The sequence below is a fragment of the Nocardia speluncae NBRC 108251 genome (assembly GCF_001613245.1).
Classification (GTDB): domain Bacteria; phylum Actinomycetota; class Actinomycetes; order Mycobacteriales; family Mycobacteriaceae; genus Nocardia; species Nocardia speluncae.
In genome coordinates, this window is record NZ_BDBZ01000024.1 from 1 (window position 1) to 15908 (window position 15908).

15 protein-coding genes are annotated in these 15908 nt (G+C 66.8%); 12 read left to right on the forward strand and 3 right to left on the reverse strand.

Annotated features, from left to right (window positions below; genetic code table 11):
- Positions 1 to 209 precede the first annotated feature (209 nt).
- The 3 genes from NS6_RS21030 to NS6_RS21040 all read left to right on the forward strand — a co-directional run bounded on the left by NS6_RS21030 (position 210) and on the right by NS6_RS21040 (position 4401).
- Entirely contained in the window at positions 210 to 2261 is a 2052-nt protein-coding gene (locus NS6_RS21030) for a CocE/NonD family hydrolase (RefSeq protein ID WP_068044393.1), read from the forward strand.
- Between the two features lie 218 nt (positions 2262 to 2479).
- Entirely contained in the window at positions 2480 to 3715 is a 1236-nt protein-coding gene (locus tag NS6_RS21035) for a sensor histidine kinase (protein WP_068044497.1), read from the forward strand.
- The gene (locus tag NS6_RS21040) at positions 3712 to 4401 is read left to right on the forward strand and encodes a response regulator (RefSeq protein WP_033247009.1); all 690 of its coding nucleotides are present in this window, start codon (positions 3712 to 3714) and stop codon (positions 4399 to 4401) included. Before NS6_RS21035 ends, NS6_RS21040 begins: the two co-directional genes overlap by 4 nt.
- A gap of 98 nt (positions 4402 to 4499) precedes the next feature.
- Here the strand turns inward: NS6_RS21040 and NS6_RS21045 are convergent, their stop codons facing one another.
- Both NS6_RS21045 and NS6_RS21050 read right to left on the reverse strand, forming a co-directional pair.
- Entirely contained in the window at positions 4500 to 4817 is a 318-nt protein-coding gene (locus NS6_RS21045) for a hypothetical protein (RefSeq protein ID WP_084471260.1), read from the reverse strand.
- A gap of 242 nt (positions 4818 to 5059) precedes the next feature.
- Positions 5060 to 5965: a DUF3109 family protein gene (locus tag NS6_RS21050; RefSeq protein ID WP_245669441.1), complete on the reverse strand. Its 906-nt coding sequence runs from the start codon at positions 5963 to 5965 to the stop codon at positions 5060 to 5062.
- 95 nt (positions 5966 to 6060) lie between these two features.
- Here NS6_RS21050 and NS6_RS21055 point away from each other — a divergent pair, with 95 nt between their 5' ends.
- The 9 genes from NS6_RS21055 (at position 6061) to NS6_RS21090 (ending at position 14615) form a co-directional block, all read left to right on the forward strand.
- Positions 6061 to 7089 carry a Ppx/GppA family phosphatase gene (locus tag NS6_RS21055; RefSeq protein ID WP_068044396.1) on the forward strand — a complete coding sequence of 343 codons (1029 nt, stop codon included), beginning with the start codon at positions 6061 to 6063 and terminating at the stop codon, positions 7087 to 7089.
- On the forward strand, positions 7086 to 8729 hold the full coding sequence (locus NS6_RS21060; RefSeq protein WP_068044398.1) for an Rv0497 family membrane protein: 1644 nt from the start codon (positions 7086 to 7088) through the stop codon (positions 8727 to 8729). The genes NS6_RS21055 and NS6_RS21060 overlap by 4 nt, the downstream gene beginning before the upstream one ends.
- A gap of 12 nt (positions 8730 to 8741) precedes the next feature.
- Positions 8742 to 9611, forward strand: coding sequence for a sugar phosphate isomerase/epimerase family protein (locus NS6_RS21065; protein WP_068044400.1), 870 nt, complete (start codon positions 8742 to 8744; stop codon positions 9609 to 9611).
- 246 nt (positions 9612 to 9857) lie between these two features.
- Positions 9858 to 10760, forward strand: coding sequence for a thioesterase family protein (locus NS6_RS21070; protein WP_084471268.1), 903 nt, complete (start codon positions 9858 to 9860; stop codon positions 10758 to 10760).
- Positions 10761 to 10817: 57 nt separating this feature from the next.
- Entirely contained in the window at positions 10818 to 11636 is an 819-nt protein-coding gene (proC, locus tag NS6_RS21075) for a pyrroline-5-carboxylate reductase (protein WP_068044402.1), read from the forward strand.
- Between the two features lie 163 nt (positions 11637 to 11799).
- Positions 11800 to 12030, forward strand: a complete 231-nt coding sequence (locus tag NS6_RS21080; protein WP_086007797.1) for a helix-turn-helix domain-containing protein — start codon at positions 11800 to 11802, stop codon at positions 12028 to 12030.
- A 206-nt stretch (positions 12031 to 12236) separates the two neighbouring features.
- Positions 12237 to 12338, forward strand: a complete 102-nt coding sequence (locus NS6_RS34130) for a 30S ribosomal protein bS22 (RefSeq protein ID WP_003402602.1) — start codon at positions 12237 to 12239, stop codon at positions 12336 to 12338.
- Between the two features lie 184 nt (positions 12339 to 12522).
- On the forward strand, positions 12523 to 13605 hold the full coding sequence (locus tag NS6_RS21085; RefSeq protein WP_245669442.1) for an NAD-dependent epimerase/dehydratase family protein: 1083 nt from the start codon (positions 12523 to 12525) through the stop codon (positions 13603 to 13605).
- Positions 13602 to 14615 (forward strand): lysophospholipid acyltransferase family protein, encoded by a 1014-nt coding sequence (locus NS6_RS21090; RefSeq protein WP_068044404.1) that lies wholly within the window; start codon positions 13602 to 13604, stop codon positions 14613 to 14615. The genes NS6_RS21085 and NS6_RS21090 overlap by 4 nt, the downstream gene beginning before the upstream one ends.
- A 328-nt stretch (positions 14616 to 14943) precedes the next feature.
- On the opposite strand, the gene NS6_RS21095 is transcribed toward NS6_RS21090, so the two are convergent.
- Positions 14944 to 15903: an HAD family hydrolase gene (locus NS6_RS21095; protein ID WP_068044505.1), complete on the reverse strand. Its 960-nt coding sequence runs from the start codon at positions 15901 to 15903 to the stop codon at positions 14944 to 14946.
- Between the last annotated feature and the right edge of the window lie 5 nt (positions 15904 to 15908).

Genomic DNA, 15908 nt, shown 5'->3' on the forward strand with positions numbered 1-15908 from the left:
CACCCATGGTCATGTGCGGGCCCCACCCGTGGTCGTGCAGTGTTTTGTGAGTTTTCCTGGTGGGGCGCGACTCTTTTTGTGTCCGGATACCGAATTGTGTGATGCGAAATGGGTTTTGGCGAAATCTGTCTCAGAAAGCCTCGTTACCCGCCGGTAACGTTGTGTATGCTCTCGATCATTCGACCAGCTCGAGAGATGGATCACGACCTATGAAGTTCGTGTTACGCGCCACTGTGGCAATGGCCGCCGTCGTGCTGATGGTGCCACTGCTGGGCGGCGGCGCCGCGGCCGCGCCGGTGGTCACGGGACCGGATGGCGGAGCGGCGGGGGCGCAGTGGGCAGCCACCCATGATGGGCCGCAGCAGTATCCGAATATCCACATCACCTGGGATGTGCCGATCACGATGAGTGACGGCACCGTGTTGAAGGCGAATGTGTACCGGCCCGCCGATACCGCATCGCGGCCGATCGACACTCACACACCGGTGCTGGTGAATATGACGCCCTACACCAAGCTGGCGTCCAATCTCGTCGACCACCTGGGATCGGTGCCGGGCCTGTCCGATGCGGTGAGCCAACTGGCCGGGGATATCGATATGACCGGTACCCCGCTGTCCGGGCTCACCGATCTCACCAAGGCGCTCGGTGGTGGTGCGCTGCGGAACTTCGCCGTCGACCGGCAGCTGGTGAAGAGTGGTTACGTCCAGGTCGTGGTGGATGTCCGGGGTACCGGATTCTCCCAGGGCGTATGGGACATGCTGCGGCAGCGAGAACAGGCCGATACCGTCGAGGTGATCGATTGGGCGTCCCGGCAGTCCTGGTCGGACGGTCGGGTCGGGATGACCGGCATGTCGTATTCGGGGATCAACCAGCTCCAAGCCGCCGAAAAGCATCCGCCCGCGCTGAAGGCGCTGTTCCCCGTGGTGCCGGGCAGTGATCTCGCCCAAGACGTCCTCATGCCCGGCGGTGGGTTCGGCTTCAACTTCATCCCGCTGTGGATGACGCTGATCAACGCGACCAAATGGATGCCGAATGTGGAATCCATGGTGGACGGCACCTTCGATCCGCGGTGGTTGCACGACAGGTTGTCCTCGCCGTTCACCTACCTGGATGTCTTCCTCAACGCCTACACCACACCGCGGGTGGAGGATCTGGATCCGCGGCTGCAGGACATGATCCGCGGTGACAGCGCCGACCGGCAGGCCTGGCTGGGTGACCCGGCGAATATCGAGGTGCCGACCTTCGTCACCGGTGGCTGGCACGATCTGTTCACCTATTCCGAATCGCAGATCTACAACCGGATCCCGCTGGCCCCAGGGCAGAAACAGCTGCTCATGGGCGATACCTACCACATCAATTCGGGTAGCGAATCGGGTAGACCAGGGTTGCCGCCGCGGTTGGACGTGCTGCAACGCGCTTGGTTCGACAAGTGGTTGAAAGGTATCGACAACGGGATCGATCGGTACGGGCCGGTGACGCTGCGGCAGCAGGGTGGGGGCTGGGTCACCCGGGACGGCTTCGGGGAAAGTGCGCCGGCCGATCAGCAGGCCGGCCACCGCCGGATGTATTTGTCCGCGGCGCCCAGCGGTACAGGTGGTCACAGCGTGCACGACGGTTCGCTGACCACGGCCGCCGACAGCTCCGCGCGGCTGACCGTCGCGCCGGGCCTCACCGGCCTGTGCTCCAACGACGCCGGCCAGGCCACCGCGGGGGTTGTGGCGATCATCAATGCCTGTGGTGCGGATTCCCGGATCCAGGAATCGAACGGGCTGACCTTCACCAGTGCCCCGGTCGCCGAAGCCGTCGATGTTTCCGGTCCGATCGCGGTGCATCTGGAGACCGTGCACGATGCGGCCGACGGCTACTGGTCGGTGACGGTCAACGATGTGGCGCCGGACGGGCAGTCGCGGGTGTTGTCGTCGGGGCAGCTGATGGCCTCCCTGCGCGAGATCGACGAATCCCGCAGTAGCCGGTCGGCCAACGGCGACTACACCGATCCGCGGCCGTTCGTCTCGATCGAACACCGGCAGCTCACGGCGCCGGGTGAGATCACCACACTGGATATTGCGGTGCCCGCGATCGAGGCGCGGCTGGAGCCCGGGCATCGGCTGCGGGTGGATGTCTATGCCGGTAATCCCCCGAAGGGGGTGCCGCCACTGCCGATGCTCCTCGACACCGGGTTCAAGCCACAGCATGTGCAGCTGGACCCGAACCGGCCGAGTTTCGTGAACGTGCCGGTACGCGGAAACCCCGGCTGGTGATCGCCTGCGGGCGGTGAACGATGCGAACCCCGTTGTGTCCCAGACGCAACGGGGTCCGTTGTTGTCAGGGGTGGAACACGCCCGGACCGATTTGAAACCCGGCCTATGCCCAACATTGCGTAAACGCCCGGCGAACGCCGCCGTAAGCGCCCGTGACCTGCGTGAAACTTCACCGACCCCGGGTTTGTTTACGCGTGGTCGACCGTACGATTCTTGGTGTGAGCGTTCCTCAGGCCGTACTGCTGGCAGTCCTGGCGGCTGTCGTCGGACTGGCCGTCGGCGGCCTGCTGATCCCTTATGTGAACGCCCGGACGGCGCAGCGCCGGCAGACCGACTCCGGTCTCACCATGTCCCAGGTTCTCGATCTGATCGTGCTCGCCTCGGAAAGTGGTATCGCGGTGGTGGACGAGTACCGCGATGTCGTGCTCGTCAATCCGCGCGCCGAGGAGCTCGGCCTGGTGCGCAACCGTTTGCTCGACGAGCGCGCGTGGGAAGCGGTCGAGAAGGTACTGCTCACCGCCGAGTCGGCGGAGTTCGATCTCACCGCGGAGAAACCCACACCGGGCCGTGGCCGGATCGCGGTGCGCGGCCTGGCCCGGCCGCTTTCTCCGGAGGAAACCAGTTTCACCGTCCTGTTCGCCGACGACGATTCCGAACAGGCCCGGATGGAAGCCACCCGCCGCGATTTCGTCGCCAATGTGAGCCATGAGCTGAAGACTCCGGTCGGCGCGATGAGCCTGCTGGCCGAGGCACTGCTGGAATCGGTCGACGATCCCGAGGCGGTCCGGCATTTCGGGGAACGCGTCCTGGGCGAATCCAATCGGCTCGGGAAAATGGTCACGGAGCTGATTGCGCTGTCGCGGTTGCAGGGGGCGGAGAAACTGCCCGAACTCGAGGTCGTGGATGTCGATACGGTGGTGAGCCAGGCGGTGGACCGTTCGCGCACGGCCGCAGAAGCCGCCGGGATCACGGTCAGTACCGATCGGCCCAGCGGGCTGGAGGTTCGCGGCGACGAAACCCTGCTCATCACCGCCCTGTCGAATCTGGTGGAGAATGCCATCGCCTACTCGCTGCGCGGCTCGCATGTTTCGGTCAGTCGCTCGATCCGCGGTGACTATGTGGCGATGGCCGTCACCGACCGGGGGATCGGTATCGCCAAAGACGACCAGGAACGCGTCTTCGAACGCTTCTTCCGGTCCGATAAAGCGCGCTCCCGCGCGACCGGAGGAACCGGCCTGGGCCTGGCTATCGTGAAACACGTGGCCGCCAACCACAACGGTGAGATCACGCTGTGGAGCAAGCTCGGCACCGGCTCGACATTCACCCTGCGCATACCCGCGCACCAGGAGGCCGACGGTAGCGGCGTCGCGGGTCTGCCCGCGTTGACGAAGAGAGAACCCAGCCCGCGGCCGTCCGGCCCGGGCCGATCGAATGGTGTGGAGGCACGCAGATGACGAGTGTGTTGATCGTCGAAGATGAGGAATCGCTGGCCGATCCGCTCGCATTCTTGCTGCGCAAGGAAGGTTTCGAGGTGACGGTCGTCGGCGACGGACCTTCGGCGCTCGCCGAGTTCGACCGTTCCGGCGCCGATATCGTCCTACTGGACCTGATGCTGCCCGGGATGAGCGGTACCGATGTCTGCAAACAGCTGCGCACCCGCAGCGGGGTCCCGGTCATCATGGTCACCGCGCGTGACAGCGAGATCGACAAGGTGGTCGGGCTGGAGCTCGGTGCGGACGACTACGTCACGAAACCGTATTCGGCGCGGGAATTGATCGCCCGCATCCGGGCAGTGCTGCGCCGCGGCGCCGGTGACGAACTGGACGCAGGTAGCGAGAACGGTGTTCTGGAGGCCGGCCCCGTGCGGATGGATGTGGACCGGCACACGGTGCTGGTGAACGGCAACCCGGTAACCCTGCCGCTGAAGGAATTCGACCTGCTCGAATACCTGCTCCGCAACTCCGGCCGGGTCCTCACCCGCGGCCAGCTGATCGACAGGGTGTGGGGCGCCGACTACGTCGGCGATACCAAAACCCTCGATGTGCACGTCAAACGGCTGCGGTCGAAGATCGAAGCCGATCCGGCCCGGCCCGAACACTTGGTGACCGTGCGCGGCCTGGGATACAAGCTCGAAGCCTGAGTGAGTTATTTCGCCCTGAGGGCGGCGCGTTCTCTCGGCCGGGCCGAGGAGTACAGCCCGAGCACGCGAACTCGACGCGGGCGATCCTGTAGTGGCACTCAGGGGAAGTAGATCCAGACCTCGCCCACAGGCGTATCGGTCCGGTGCAGCGGCGCCCAGCCCAGGCCGTCTTCCTGGCTGCAGTCGTATCGCGGCACGGTGATGCCGTCGCCGCGGCAGACGATACTGCGCCGCGTTCCGTGCGGGCTGAGTACCAGCTGTTTTCCCGTATCGCGGGCGGCCAGCGCATTGGGTGCGCCGAGCGGAACGAATTCGGCGGTGTGATCGGAGAACTGATGGGGGTCCGCGGCCGGTTGTGCGTGCGCGCCGGCCGCACCCACGGTCACGCCGGTGCCGATGAGGACGACAGTGAACACGGTGCGAGATATGCCCGCAGTCCGGACGGTCGGTGCCGCCCGGCCGGACGAAGGCAGCGCCCCAGGCCACCACGCTGGTCGTGGTGCTACGCGACCCTGCTGCACCGGTAGAAGTTTCCTGACGCCGCCCAAGGCGCTGCTCGGCCGGTCGTAGCGCGGGGACTTGCTATCGGGGCGGATGAACCTGGTGTGGAGTGCAGCGAATCGCCCGACTTTCATGGCGCAGCCTCCGGTAGTGGGGGTTATCGCAGCTCGAGTCCCCGAATTTTATCCGCCGCGGGCGGCAAATCATTGTGACGCGCCCGGGCCTTGCGGCGAGCCTCGGTAGTTGCGGGGTGTTCCGCGACGATCGGGGTGCCCTCGCGGCGGCGCAGCTGCCGCTCCAGCTCGAGGTAGGCGGGTTCGCCCAGCAATTCGATGAGTTCGGCGCGGTAGGCCTGCCAGACCGGCCGCTCACCGATATGTGCGTCGGGGGATCCGGAGCAGTACCAATCGAGGTCGATCCCACCGGGGCCCCAGCCGCGCCGATCGTATTCGGTGAGCACTGTTCGCAGGATCTCCTCGCCGTCCGGCCGGGTGACCCAGTCCTGGGTCCGGCGGATCGGCAGCTGCCAGCAGACGTCGGGTTTGACGGTATGCGGTTCCAGACCCCGGCGTACGGCCATGATGTGCAGGGCGCAGCCGGCGCCGCCCGGAAAGTCCGGCCGGTTGAGGAAGATGCAGGCATCGTTGTGGCGCCGGGTCCGTTCGGCGGACTCGCCGTCCAGTTCGTCGGTTTCCAGGTAGGACTTGCGGTTGATCTTGCCCTTGTCGTTGCGGGCCTGATCCATCAACTGCCAATCGTCGGCGGTCAGCATCTTCACCGCTGTGCGCAGACGTTTGCGATCGTCGTCGTCGGAGAGGAACGCGCCGTGCGTACAGCAGCCGGCGTCGGGTTGTTCGGCGACGATCCCCTGGCAGGCGGGGGTGCCGAAAACGCAGGTCCAGTGCGAGAGCAGCCAGGTCAGATCCGCGGCGATCAGATGTTTGTCGTCGGCCGGATCCACGAACTCGAGCCATTCCCGGGGGAAGTCGAGGGACACTTCCCCGCTCGGCCGCATCTTCGGCATCGGAAGATCGGTCGGGGTGTGCCCAGCGGGGGTGGGCATAGAGTCGTTCGTGGCTGCGCCAGACGTCACAACCCCTAACGCTAACACCACGACCAGGTCGATTGCTGTTCAGGTAGACCAAGTACCGTGTTCGTGTGCGTCTAGGTGTCCTCGATGTCGGCAGCAACACTGTTCACCTACTGGTGGTGGACGCGCACAGAGGTGGTCATCCTATGCCGATGAGCTCGACGAAGGAGTCGCTGCGGCTCTCGGAGAGCATGGACGATGCCGGGCGGATCACGGCCGAGGGGGCGCAGAAGCTCGTCGATACGGTGGCCGATCTGGCCAATCTGGCGATCACCTCCGGCTGCGCGGAACTGATGGCGTTCGCCACCTCGGCGGTACGCGAGGCGACCAATTCCGACGAGGTACTGGCGCGCATCCGTACGGAGACCGGCGTCGACTTGCGGGTGCTGGCCGGAGTGGACGAGGCGCGGCTGACCTTCCTCGCTGTTCGCCGCTGGTACGGCTGGAGCGCCGGCCGGATTCTCAATCTCGATATCGGTGGCGGTTCGCTCGAGATGAGCAGCGGTGTCGACGAGGAAGCCGAAGTGGCGCTGTCGCTGCAACTGGGAGCCGGCCGGTTGACCCGCAAATGGCTGCCGGAGGACCCGCCGAGCAAACGACGGATCAATATCCTGCGGGACTGGCTTGCCGCCGAACTGGTCGACCCCGCCAAACAGCTGTCGGTGCCGGGTAAACCCGATTTGGCGGTGGGCACCTCCAAAACCTTCCGGTCGCTGGCCCGGCTCACCGGCGCTGCCCCCTCCGGCGCGGGGCCGCGGGTACGGCGGACACTGACCGGTTCGGGACTGCGGCAGCTGATCGCGTTCATCTCCCGGATGACCGCGGCCGACCGTGCGGAACTGGAAGGGGTCAGCGCCGATCGTTCGCAGCAATTGGTGGCCGGGGCGCTTGTTGCGGAGGCCGCCATGCGCGCACTTTCCCTCGATACGCTGGAAATTTGTCCGTGGGCGCTGCGCGAAGGGCTGATCCTGCGCAAACTGGATACCGATATGGATGGTGGACCACTGACAACGAACGCTCCGAAGGCGGCGGCCGGTAACGGTTGGGTGCCCGGTGGCAGCACGTCGGCGGGCCCGGTCGAAACGGTGCCTTCATGAGCAGGAATTCCAATCAGCTGTCGGTCGCCGAACTCTTGGCCCGCAACGGTCAGCAGCCGGCCGCCGGCGGCGGACGCAGACGGCGCGGTACCGGCGGTGTTTCGGTCTCCGAGCTGACCGGCGATCTTCCGGTCGTCGACGCCGGTACCGCGCACGGGGCCGCCGATGAGGACGAGGACCCGGCGGGCTATCCGCCCGCCGGCACCGGATACTCGCCACACGACGGCTATGCGGGTGAACAGGTTTCGGGCGGAGAGCCGAGCCAGTCGCCGATGTCCGGGCCGATCACGGTGTACAACCCGTTGGCCCCGCACTCGGACAGCGCCCCGCCGGACGGCCCGCCCGCCCGCCTGGGTGAGCCGGTCCCGTACCCGGCCGAAGACACCGCACCGCGGCGCGGCGGCCGGCGCCGGCGCGCCGAACCGGACGATGACGAGCCTGGGGCCGACATGTACCCGGGCGCCGACCCGGCCGCGGCGAATGAACCCCGGGAGACCGGTCCACCGCTGCCCGGCGGCGGCCGGGCGGCTCGCAGACGGGCAGCGGAAGCCGCCGAGGCCGCATCGGTGGTGGACGATCCACCGGCCCCGGTGGCAGAGGCCCCGGCGGAATACGGCTTTGCTCCGGCAGCCGGGGGAGTCGCTCCGTTCCCCGCGGCCGCGCCGCCGAAGTTCGGGCATCCCGATATGGGCCCGCCCTGGCCGGCGTCGGAAGGCGGGCCGCCGCGCCTGGGCCCGCCGGCACCTGCCACCGAGGTATGGTCGGCGCCCGCACCCGCCGATGATCCGCGGCCCCAGCTCGAACGCCGACGCCGAGGTGCGCGCCCACTGCCCGATCCCGCCCCCCGGCCGGAACCCCCGCGGCAACCCGGCGAGCCGGCGAACGCGGATCACGCGACCGCGGTGTGGTCGCTGGCCGAACAGAACCAGGGGTCGCCTTCGGGCCCGCCGGCCCTCGCGCCGCCGCTCGAGAAGGTGGACCGGGGCCTGCGCCGTGGGAAGCGCAGCGATCAACCCGGCGCCCCGCCGCCGGGTTTCCCCGAGCCCGGTCCGCCGCCCCCGGATTTCGCGGCCGGCGACGGTTTCCGCAATACCGATATGTATGCCACGGATGTGCACGGACCCATGCCGCCGGCGCCGGGTCCCATGCCGCGCGAGCGCGACACCGACACGGGCGATTTCGAGCCGGATTCCGATGTCTACGCCATCCCCGGGGACGAGATCGACGACGAGCCCCGCAAGGGCCGCAACCGGCTCTCCCGTTCCGGCAAACCGGGCGCGACGAGCACGAAATTCGGTGGGGCGAGCGGAAAACTCGCCGCCGCTCGCTCGCGGCTGGCCGCCGCTGGCCGGGAACGTGACAGCGCGGAAGCGGCGGATCCCCGGAAGCAATGGGTCATGCTGGGTGTCCAGAGCGTCGGCGCGGCTCTGGCCGGGATGCTGATGTTCAAGGGCTTCGAAATGCTGTGGGAGATGCAGCCGCTGGCGGCGCTCGCGCTGGCCGTCGTGGTGATCCTCGGTCTCGTGGCCCTGGTGCGGATCCTGCGCCGCACCGACGATATCTTGAGTACCGTGATCGCCGTGGTCGTCGGTGTGTTCGTGACATTGGGGCCGTTGGCATTTCTACTCAGTACCGGCTGAGCGAGGGCAGCGATGGCAGGCAACACTCCCGTGGCCCGGCCGCGGGACGGGGGGATAGAGGTCGGTCTGTCGACTGCCTCTGTCTATCCGCAGAACACCGAGGCAGCCTTCCGTTATGCGGCCGAACTGGGTTACGACGGTATCGAATTGATGGTGTGGGCCGAACCGGCCAGCCAGAGTGTCGACATCGTGCGCGGATATTCGCGTAAATATTCGGTGCCTGTGCTCGCGGTGCATGCGCCGTGTCTGCTCATCTCGCAGCGGGTGTGGGGCGCCGACCCGGTGGCCAAACTCGCCCGCAGTGTGCGCACCGCCGAGGTTCTCGGTGCCGATACCGTGGTCGTGCATCCACCGTTCCGGTGGCAGCGCCGTTATGCCGAGGGGTTCGCCGAACAGGTCGCCGGCCTGGAGCGGCAGAGTTCGGTGGCTGTCGCCGTGGAGAACATGTTCCCGATGCGCGCCGACAAGCTGTTCGGCCGCCGGTCCGGCGATATCCGGCGCCTCGAGCGCCGCGGTGGTCCCGGCCTGGCGCTGACCGCGTTCAGCCCCGGTTACGACCCCACCGTGACCGGTTTCCAGCACTACACGCTGGATCTCTCGCATACCGCGACCGCGGGTACCGACCCGCTGGACCTGGTCGAACGAATGGGCGAGGGCCTGGTCCACCTGCACCTGGCCGACGGCCGCGGTGCCGCCCATGACGAACACCTGGTCCCGGGCGAGGGGACGCAACCTTGCGCGGAGGTCTGCGCCGCACTTGTCGGCAACGGTTTCACCGGTCACGTGGTTGCCGAGATCAACACCCAGGAAGCTCGTACCACGGCGGCCCGCGCGGCCATGCTGACCCGCACTCTGGACTTCGCTCGCGCACAACTGTGTTGATCTGCTTCTCGAAATCGGGCGGGTCGCGCTGAGCCCGGTCGCCGTGAGACGCGTCATAGAACGCGCGGTCTTCCGGACAAGAGGGCCCACACCTCTCGGGGTTCCTCGGAAATCACCCGTAGGCTGTTCTCTCAGGAACGGCACCACCGCGGCGCCGAGTCCGGCGACGCCCCTCGGCTCGAAGTGCGCCCGCGGGCCTCGACCTCGTGGCGTCGCAGGCGCCGCAACATGAACACAGGAGTATTGATGACGACGGAAACGGAGCCCGGCACCGATATCGACCTGGTGCAAGCGGAGGCGCCGTTCAGTCGGGTCTGTGCTCTGACCGAGCTCGCCGCCGACGAGCCGGGCGCCGGGCGCTATCGCGGCGTCGTCGACGAGATCTGGACGATCGGGCCGAAGGTGCACGGCGGCACGATGGTCGCGGGCTCGGCCGCGGCCGCGGCCCGCTGGCTGCGGACCGTGGAGCCGGATCGGGCGGCGATGGCGCCGCTGTCGGGCAGTACCGATTTCCTGGGTGCGCCCGAGCCCGGTGAGGTCCTCTACGAGGTGTCCATCCGGAAGGTGGGCCGGCAGATATGCCTGGTGGATGTGACGCTGAACCAGCGGGGGCGACCGCTGGTCCGTACGGCGTTCACGTTCGGTCATCTCGACGGTCCGGAGCGGGCTCCCCTGTACACCCCTACCCATACCGATCTTCCGGTCGAACCGTCCGCGGATGCGATCGGTTACGAACCGGGTTCCTCGATGGGCCGGATCGTGCACGTCGCCCGCGGTATGGATGCGTTCCTCGACCGTGACTGGGCGCGGTTCATCGACAACGAGCAGGGCGAACCCCGGTTGCGGATGTGGCTGCGGCCGCGGCCGCGGGATCAGGCCGATCCGGAGACCGCATCCTATATCGCGATCATGGCCGCCGATATGTGCCCGCCTGTACCCATCAACCTGGGATATTTCGGCTGGTCACCGACCGTGCAGATGACGACCTATCTGCGGCGGCGCCCGGCTCCGGGGTGGTTGCGGATCATCGCGACCACCCATGAGGTGGGCGGGGGCATGTTCGATTCCGATCAGATAGTCGTCGACTCCACCGGCGTGCTGGTGGCGCAGAGCCGCCAGCTGGCGCTGTTGCCCTCTCCGAAGCGGTAGCCGGACTCGGGCGGGGCCCGGCGCGCCGCCTGCGGTGCGGCATTGGACACTGTCTTCATGACACGTATTGCGGTGATCGGCGGTGGCCGGATCGGTGAGGCCTTGATTGCCGGCTTGCTGGAGGCCGGGCGAGCCGTCAGAGACCTGGTGGTCGTCGAAACCCATGCCGACCGGGCCGAACTGCTGGCGGGAAGATTCGGGGTGCGGGTGGCCGATGCGGTCGCCGACGCGGCCGTCGGTGCCGATCTGCTGGTGGTCGCGGTGAAACCGATCGATGTGGACGCGGTGCTCACCGAACTCGGAAAAGCCGATCTCGGTGGTGAACGGGATCAGATTCTGGTGTCGCTGGCGGCGGGGGTGCCGACGCTCCGGCTGGAGAACAAATTGCCGGCGGGCTTCCCGGTGGTCCGGGTCATGCCGAACACGCCGATGCTGGTGGGTGAGGGAATGAGTGTGCTCGCCGCGGGACGTTATGCCAAGCCCGAGCAGCTGGAATTGGTGACCGAGTTGCTCAGCACCGTGGGTCAGGTCTGTGTGGTGCCCGAGTCGCAGATGGACGCGGTGACCGCGGTGTCGGGGTCGGGTCCGGCCTACTTCTTCCTCGTCGTGGAAGCGATGGTCGAGGCAGGTGTCGGGCTGGGGCTCACCCGGGATATCGCTACCCAGCTGGTCACCCAGACCATGCTCGGTTCGGCGGCCATGCTGGCGGAGTCGGGGCAGACCGCAGTAGATCTGCGGGCGGCGGTCACCTCGCCGGCCGGAACGACCGCTGCGGCCCTGCGCGAACTGGAACGTTCGGGACTGCGGTCGGCCTTCCTCGAGGCGTTGCATGCGGCAAAGCGGCGTTCGTCGGAACAGGGCGGGTCCGCTGAATGACCTGCTGACCCCCAGCGTATGAACCTGTTTTCTCACTCCCGTCGCAGTAATCCCACTGGTCCCGCTAAGCTTCAAGGAGCACGTGCGTGTCTGTTCCGCCGGTGGGGAAGCCGGCGGCGCGGACGTGCCGGAGGTCAGTGGTGCGATGATGTCTTCTAACAAGATGTCCGCTGGTGGCGGCGGTGGTTCGTCCCCAGGACAATCAATACTCGGTGGTGGGACGCAATTTCTCACCGTCGCCGAGGTGGCAGATTTGATGCGAGTATCGAAGATGACGGTGTACCGGCTGGTGCATTCGGGCGAGTTACCGGCAGTACGTGTCGGCAGATCGTTCCGGGTACACGCGAAGGCGGTACACGAATATCTGGAGACGTCCTACTTCGATGCCGGGTGAAGGCGGTTACCGGCCCCGTCCGGTGGGCCGGTAACATCAACCCTCGCTGTGTTGGATCGGTGGCGGCCCTCGAACTGCCTTCGGGCGGTCGTGGCCGGCCGCCGCCTCCAGGGCTGAGTGCTCAGCCGCGAGCAACCGGGCATACGGCCGGATAGAGAACGTAAGCGAGCGCGTGACGCGCCGAGGAGAGAACGCGAGGACACCCTATGGGTTCTGTGATCAAGAAGCGCCGCAAGCGCATGTCGAAGAAGAAGCATCGCAAGCTGCTTCGTCGTACCCGCGTGCAGCGGCGCAAACTCGGCAAGTAAGCGCGAGGCGCCTCGTATCGGGAAAAACCCGCTACCATTCGGTGGCGGGTTTTTCATTGCGTTTCGGTGGGCTGAAGTTGGGGTTAGATCCTCGTTAACGGCGGCGGGGGTCGCTGTCACGGTCGCTAGTCTGGTACGTGGAACATTGAGCGGGGGATTCCGATGCTCGAGGTGGGACGGTCCGGTGCAAGTGGACGCTGACGTGAACGGCGACGACAAGCCCAGGGTGGTGCTGGTGACCGGCGCCAGCCGATATTTCGGCGGAAATGTCGTCTGCCGATTGGCAGCGGACCCCGATATCGAACGTGTTGTCGCAGTCGATGTACTCACGCCCGCCCCGCCGCTGCGCCGCCGGATGGGCCGCGCCGAATTCGTGCGCGCCGATATCCGGAACCCGTTGATTCGTAAGGTTATCGAACGTTATCGCGTCGATACCGTGGTGCATACCGCGATTTTGTCGCAACCGCCTTCGGGTGGCGGCGGCCGGGCGGCGATGAAAGATATGAACGTGCTGGGCGCGATGCAGTTGTTCGCGGTCTGCCAGAAATCACCGACTCTGCGCCGGGTGGTGTTGCGCTCGAGTTCCGGGGTATACGGCGGCAGTGCGAAGGATCCCGCGAAATTCACCGAAGAAATGAGCGCGCGCACACCGCCGGGCGGCTGGTTCGCCCGGGACATGATCGAGGTCGAGGGTTTCGCCCGCGGCCTGGCCCGGCGTCGGCCGGATATCGCCGCCACCACCTTGCGGCTCGCGCCGATCGTCGGCCCCGGCCTGGGCGGGCGGGCCGCGCAACTATTGCGTTCGCCGATCACGCCGACCGTGCTCGGCCGGGATGCGCGGATGCAGTTCCTGCACGAAGAAGATGCCGTAGCGGCACTGGTCCACGCCACTGCGGCGGGGCCGGGCGGTACCTTCAACATCGCCGGCGACGGAGCCTTGGCACTTTCTCAGGCGGTTCGCCGTGCGGGCCGGGTCGCGATGCCGGTACCGTGGTCGGTGTTCCGCACCGTCGGCCGGACCTTGATGGGCCCGGTGATGCGTGATTTCAGTTCCGAGCAGCTCGACTATTTCCTTTTCGGTTGTGGTCTGGACACGACGCGTATGCGCGCAGAACTCGGGTTCGAGCCGCGCTGGACGACGGTACAGGCGTTCGACGACTTCACCGGGGGCGCAGCGTTGCGGCCCGTAGTCGATCCACTGTGGATCGACGCCGCAGAAAACAAACTGCTCGGCCTGCTGAGGGCCGGTACGGGAGCACATAAATGAACGACGTCGCCAAAGTTATACGGTTACAAGATCTTTCCACCGTGCCGCGGCCCAGGCCGCCCGCGCGGGACCGGGCCGATTCCGTCGACCGGTCGGTGACCTCGCTGATCGACCGGCTGACACCGCCCGCCCCGCCGCCGCCACGGTCGTTCGGAGATCTGCTGCGCGACGCCGTCGGCAAACAGGTCGGGCGCACCGCCGAGTTCGCCCGTCGCCGCCTCACCGGCGACTACCAGGTCGACGAGTTCGGCTTCGACGAGCATCTGCTCGAATCGGTGCTACTGCCCGCCATGCGACCGCTCGCCGAGAACTGGTTCCGGGTTCAGGTGAACGGGATGGAGAACATCCCGGAGGCAGGCGGCGCGCTGATCGTGGCCAACCATGCCGGCACCATCCCGATCGATGGGCTCATGCTGCAGCTGGCGGTGCACGACCACCACCCCAAACAGCGGGCCCTGCGCCTGCTGGCGGCCGATCTGGTCTTCGAGATGCCGATGGTGGGCTCGCTCGCCCGTAAGGCGGGACACACCCTGGCCTGCCGCCCGGATGCCGAACGTCTGCTGCGGTCCGGTGAGATCACCGGGGTCTTTCCGGAAGGATTCAAGGGTGTCGGCAAGCAGTACGCCGACCGCTACAAGCTTCAGCGCTTCGGCCGGGGCGGCTTCGTGGCCGCAGCCGTGCGCGCGGGTACGCCGATCATCCCGTGCTCGATCGTCGGGTCGGAGGAGATCTATCCGAAACTCGCCGATATCAAACCGCTCGCCCGGCTACTGGGGCTGCCGTATTTCCCGGTGACCCCGACCTTCCCGCATCTCGGCCCCCTGGGAGCGGTCCCGCTGCCCTCCAAGTGGTACATCGAATTCGGCACCCCGATCAGCACCGCCGAATACGAAATCGAGGACGCCGACGATCCGATGCTCATGTTCGAAGTCACCGACCAGGTCCGCGAAACCATCCAGCAGACCCTCTACAAACTGCTCATCAAACGCCGCAATACCTTCATGGGTTGAGGTCCGTGTCTATGTGCGCCGCCTTCAGCGGCGCGGGGTTTCGGCCCGCCTTGGTCCCTGCTGTCAGCACGTCGATGCTCGCGGCTGCACCGCATCGCATCGAGCACTGACAGCCGGGCCGGGCCGAAACTTTTCAGGACCTCGCTGAACTCGGCGCCGCCTTCGGTTGCGTTGGTGGTGCCGACTGTTGCGTCGGTTTGTGTCGGTATCGGATTGTGGGACGTTTCGACCGTCGCTTTCCGGGGCGGCGCGTTCGGCCGGCCGCACGGTGGTGGTGGGTCGAGGGGCCGAGACATGAGCACGTCCGTCTCGGCTGTGCGCTGGGGTACTACCGTCGCCGGCGGGTTACGGCGGCGGCAACGGCACCGCCGGCGGCGCCGAGGGCGAGAGCGGTGGGGACACCGATCTTCGCGGCCTTGCGGCCCGTGCGGAAATCGCGGATCTCCCAGCCGCGCGCCTTGGCGACTTCACGCAGGTCGGAATCGGGGTTGATAGCGACCGCGGTGCCGGTGAGCGAGAGCATCGGCACGTCGTTGTGGCTGTCGGAGTAGCCCGTACAGCGTTTGAGGTTGAGGCCTTCGCGGATGGCGAGCGCGCGTACGGCATGCGCCTTACCGAGGCCGTGCAGAATATCGCCGACCAGGCGGCCGGTGAATTTTCCGTCGACACTTTCGGCGACTGTGCCGAGGGCACCGGTCAAGCCGAGTCGTTTGGCGATCACCTGGGCGAGTTCGACCGGGGTCGCAGTGACCAGCCAGACCTGCTGGCCGGCGTCGAGATGCATCTGCGCCAGGGCGCGGGTACCGGGCCAGATCTTGTCGGCGATGATCTCGTCGTATATTTCCTCGCCCAGCGCTGCCAGTTCGGCGGTGGAGCGACCGGAGATGAATTCCAGTGCTTTCTCTTTACCGGTGGCCATATCGGTGCTGTTCTCTTTGCCGGTGATCCGGAACTTCACCTGCTTCCACGCGATATCCGCCAGATCGGCGCTGCGGAAATATTTGCGCGCCGCCAGTCCACGGGCGAAATGCACGATCGAGGCGCCCTGCACCATCGTGTTGTCGACGTCGAAGAATGCGGCGGCGGTGAGGTCACGTGGGGCCTCGGGGATCCCCGTATCGCCGACGTCGGCCCGTTCGGCATCCTGGAGCGCCAGGGCGGCGTCGGCACTGGCCTCACCGGCGACGTTGGCGCGGACTTCTTCCTCGCTGGGCCCGAACGGGCTGCGTGAGATACGCGCGAGCTGCTCGGTGAGGCCCTGTCCGAGCGGCCCGAGATTCCAGCGCACCGGAA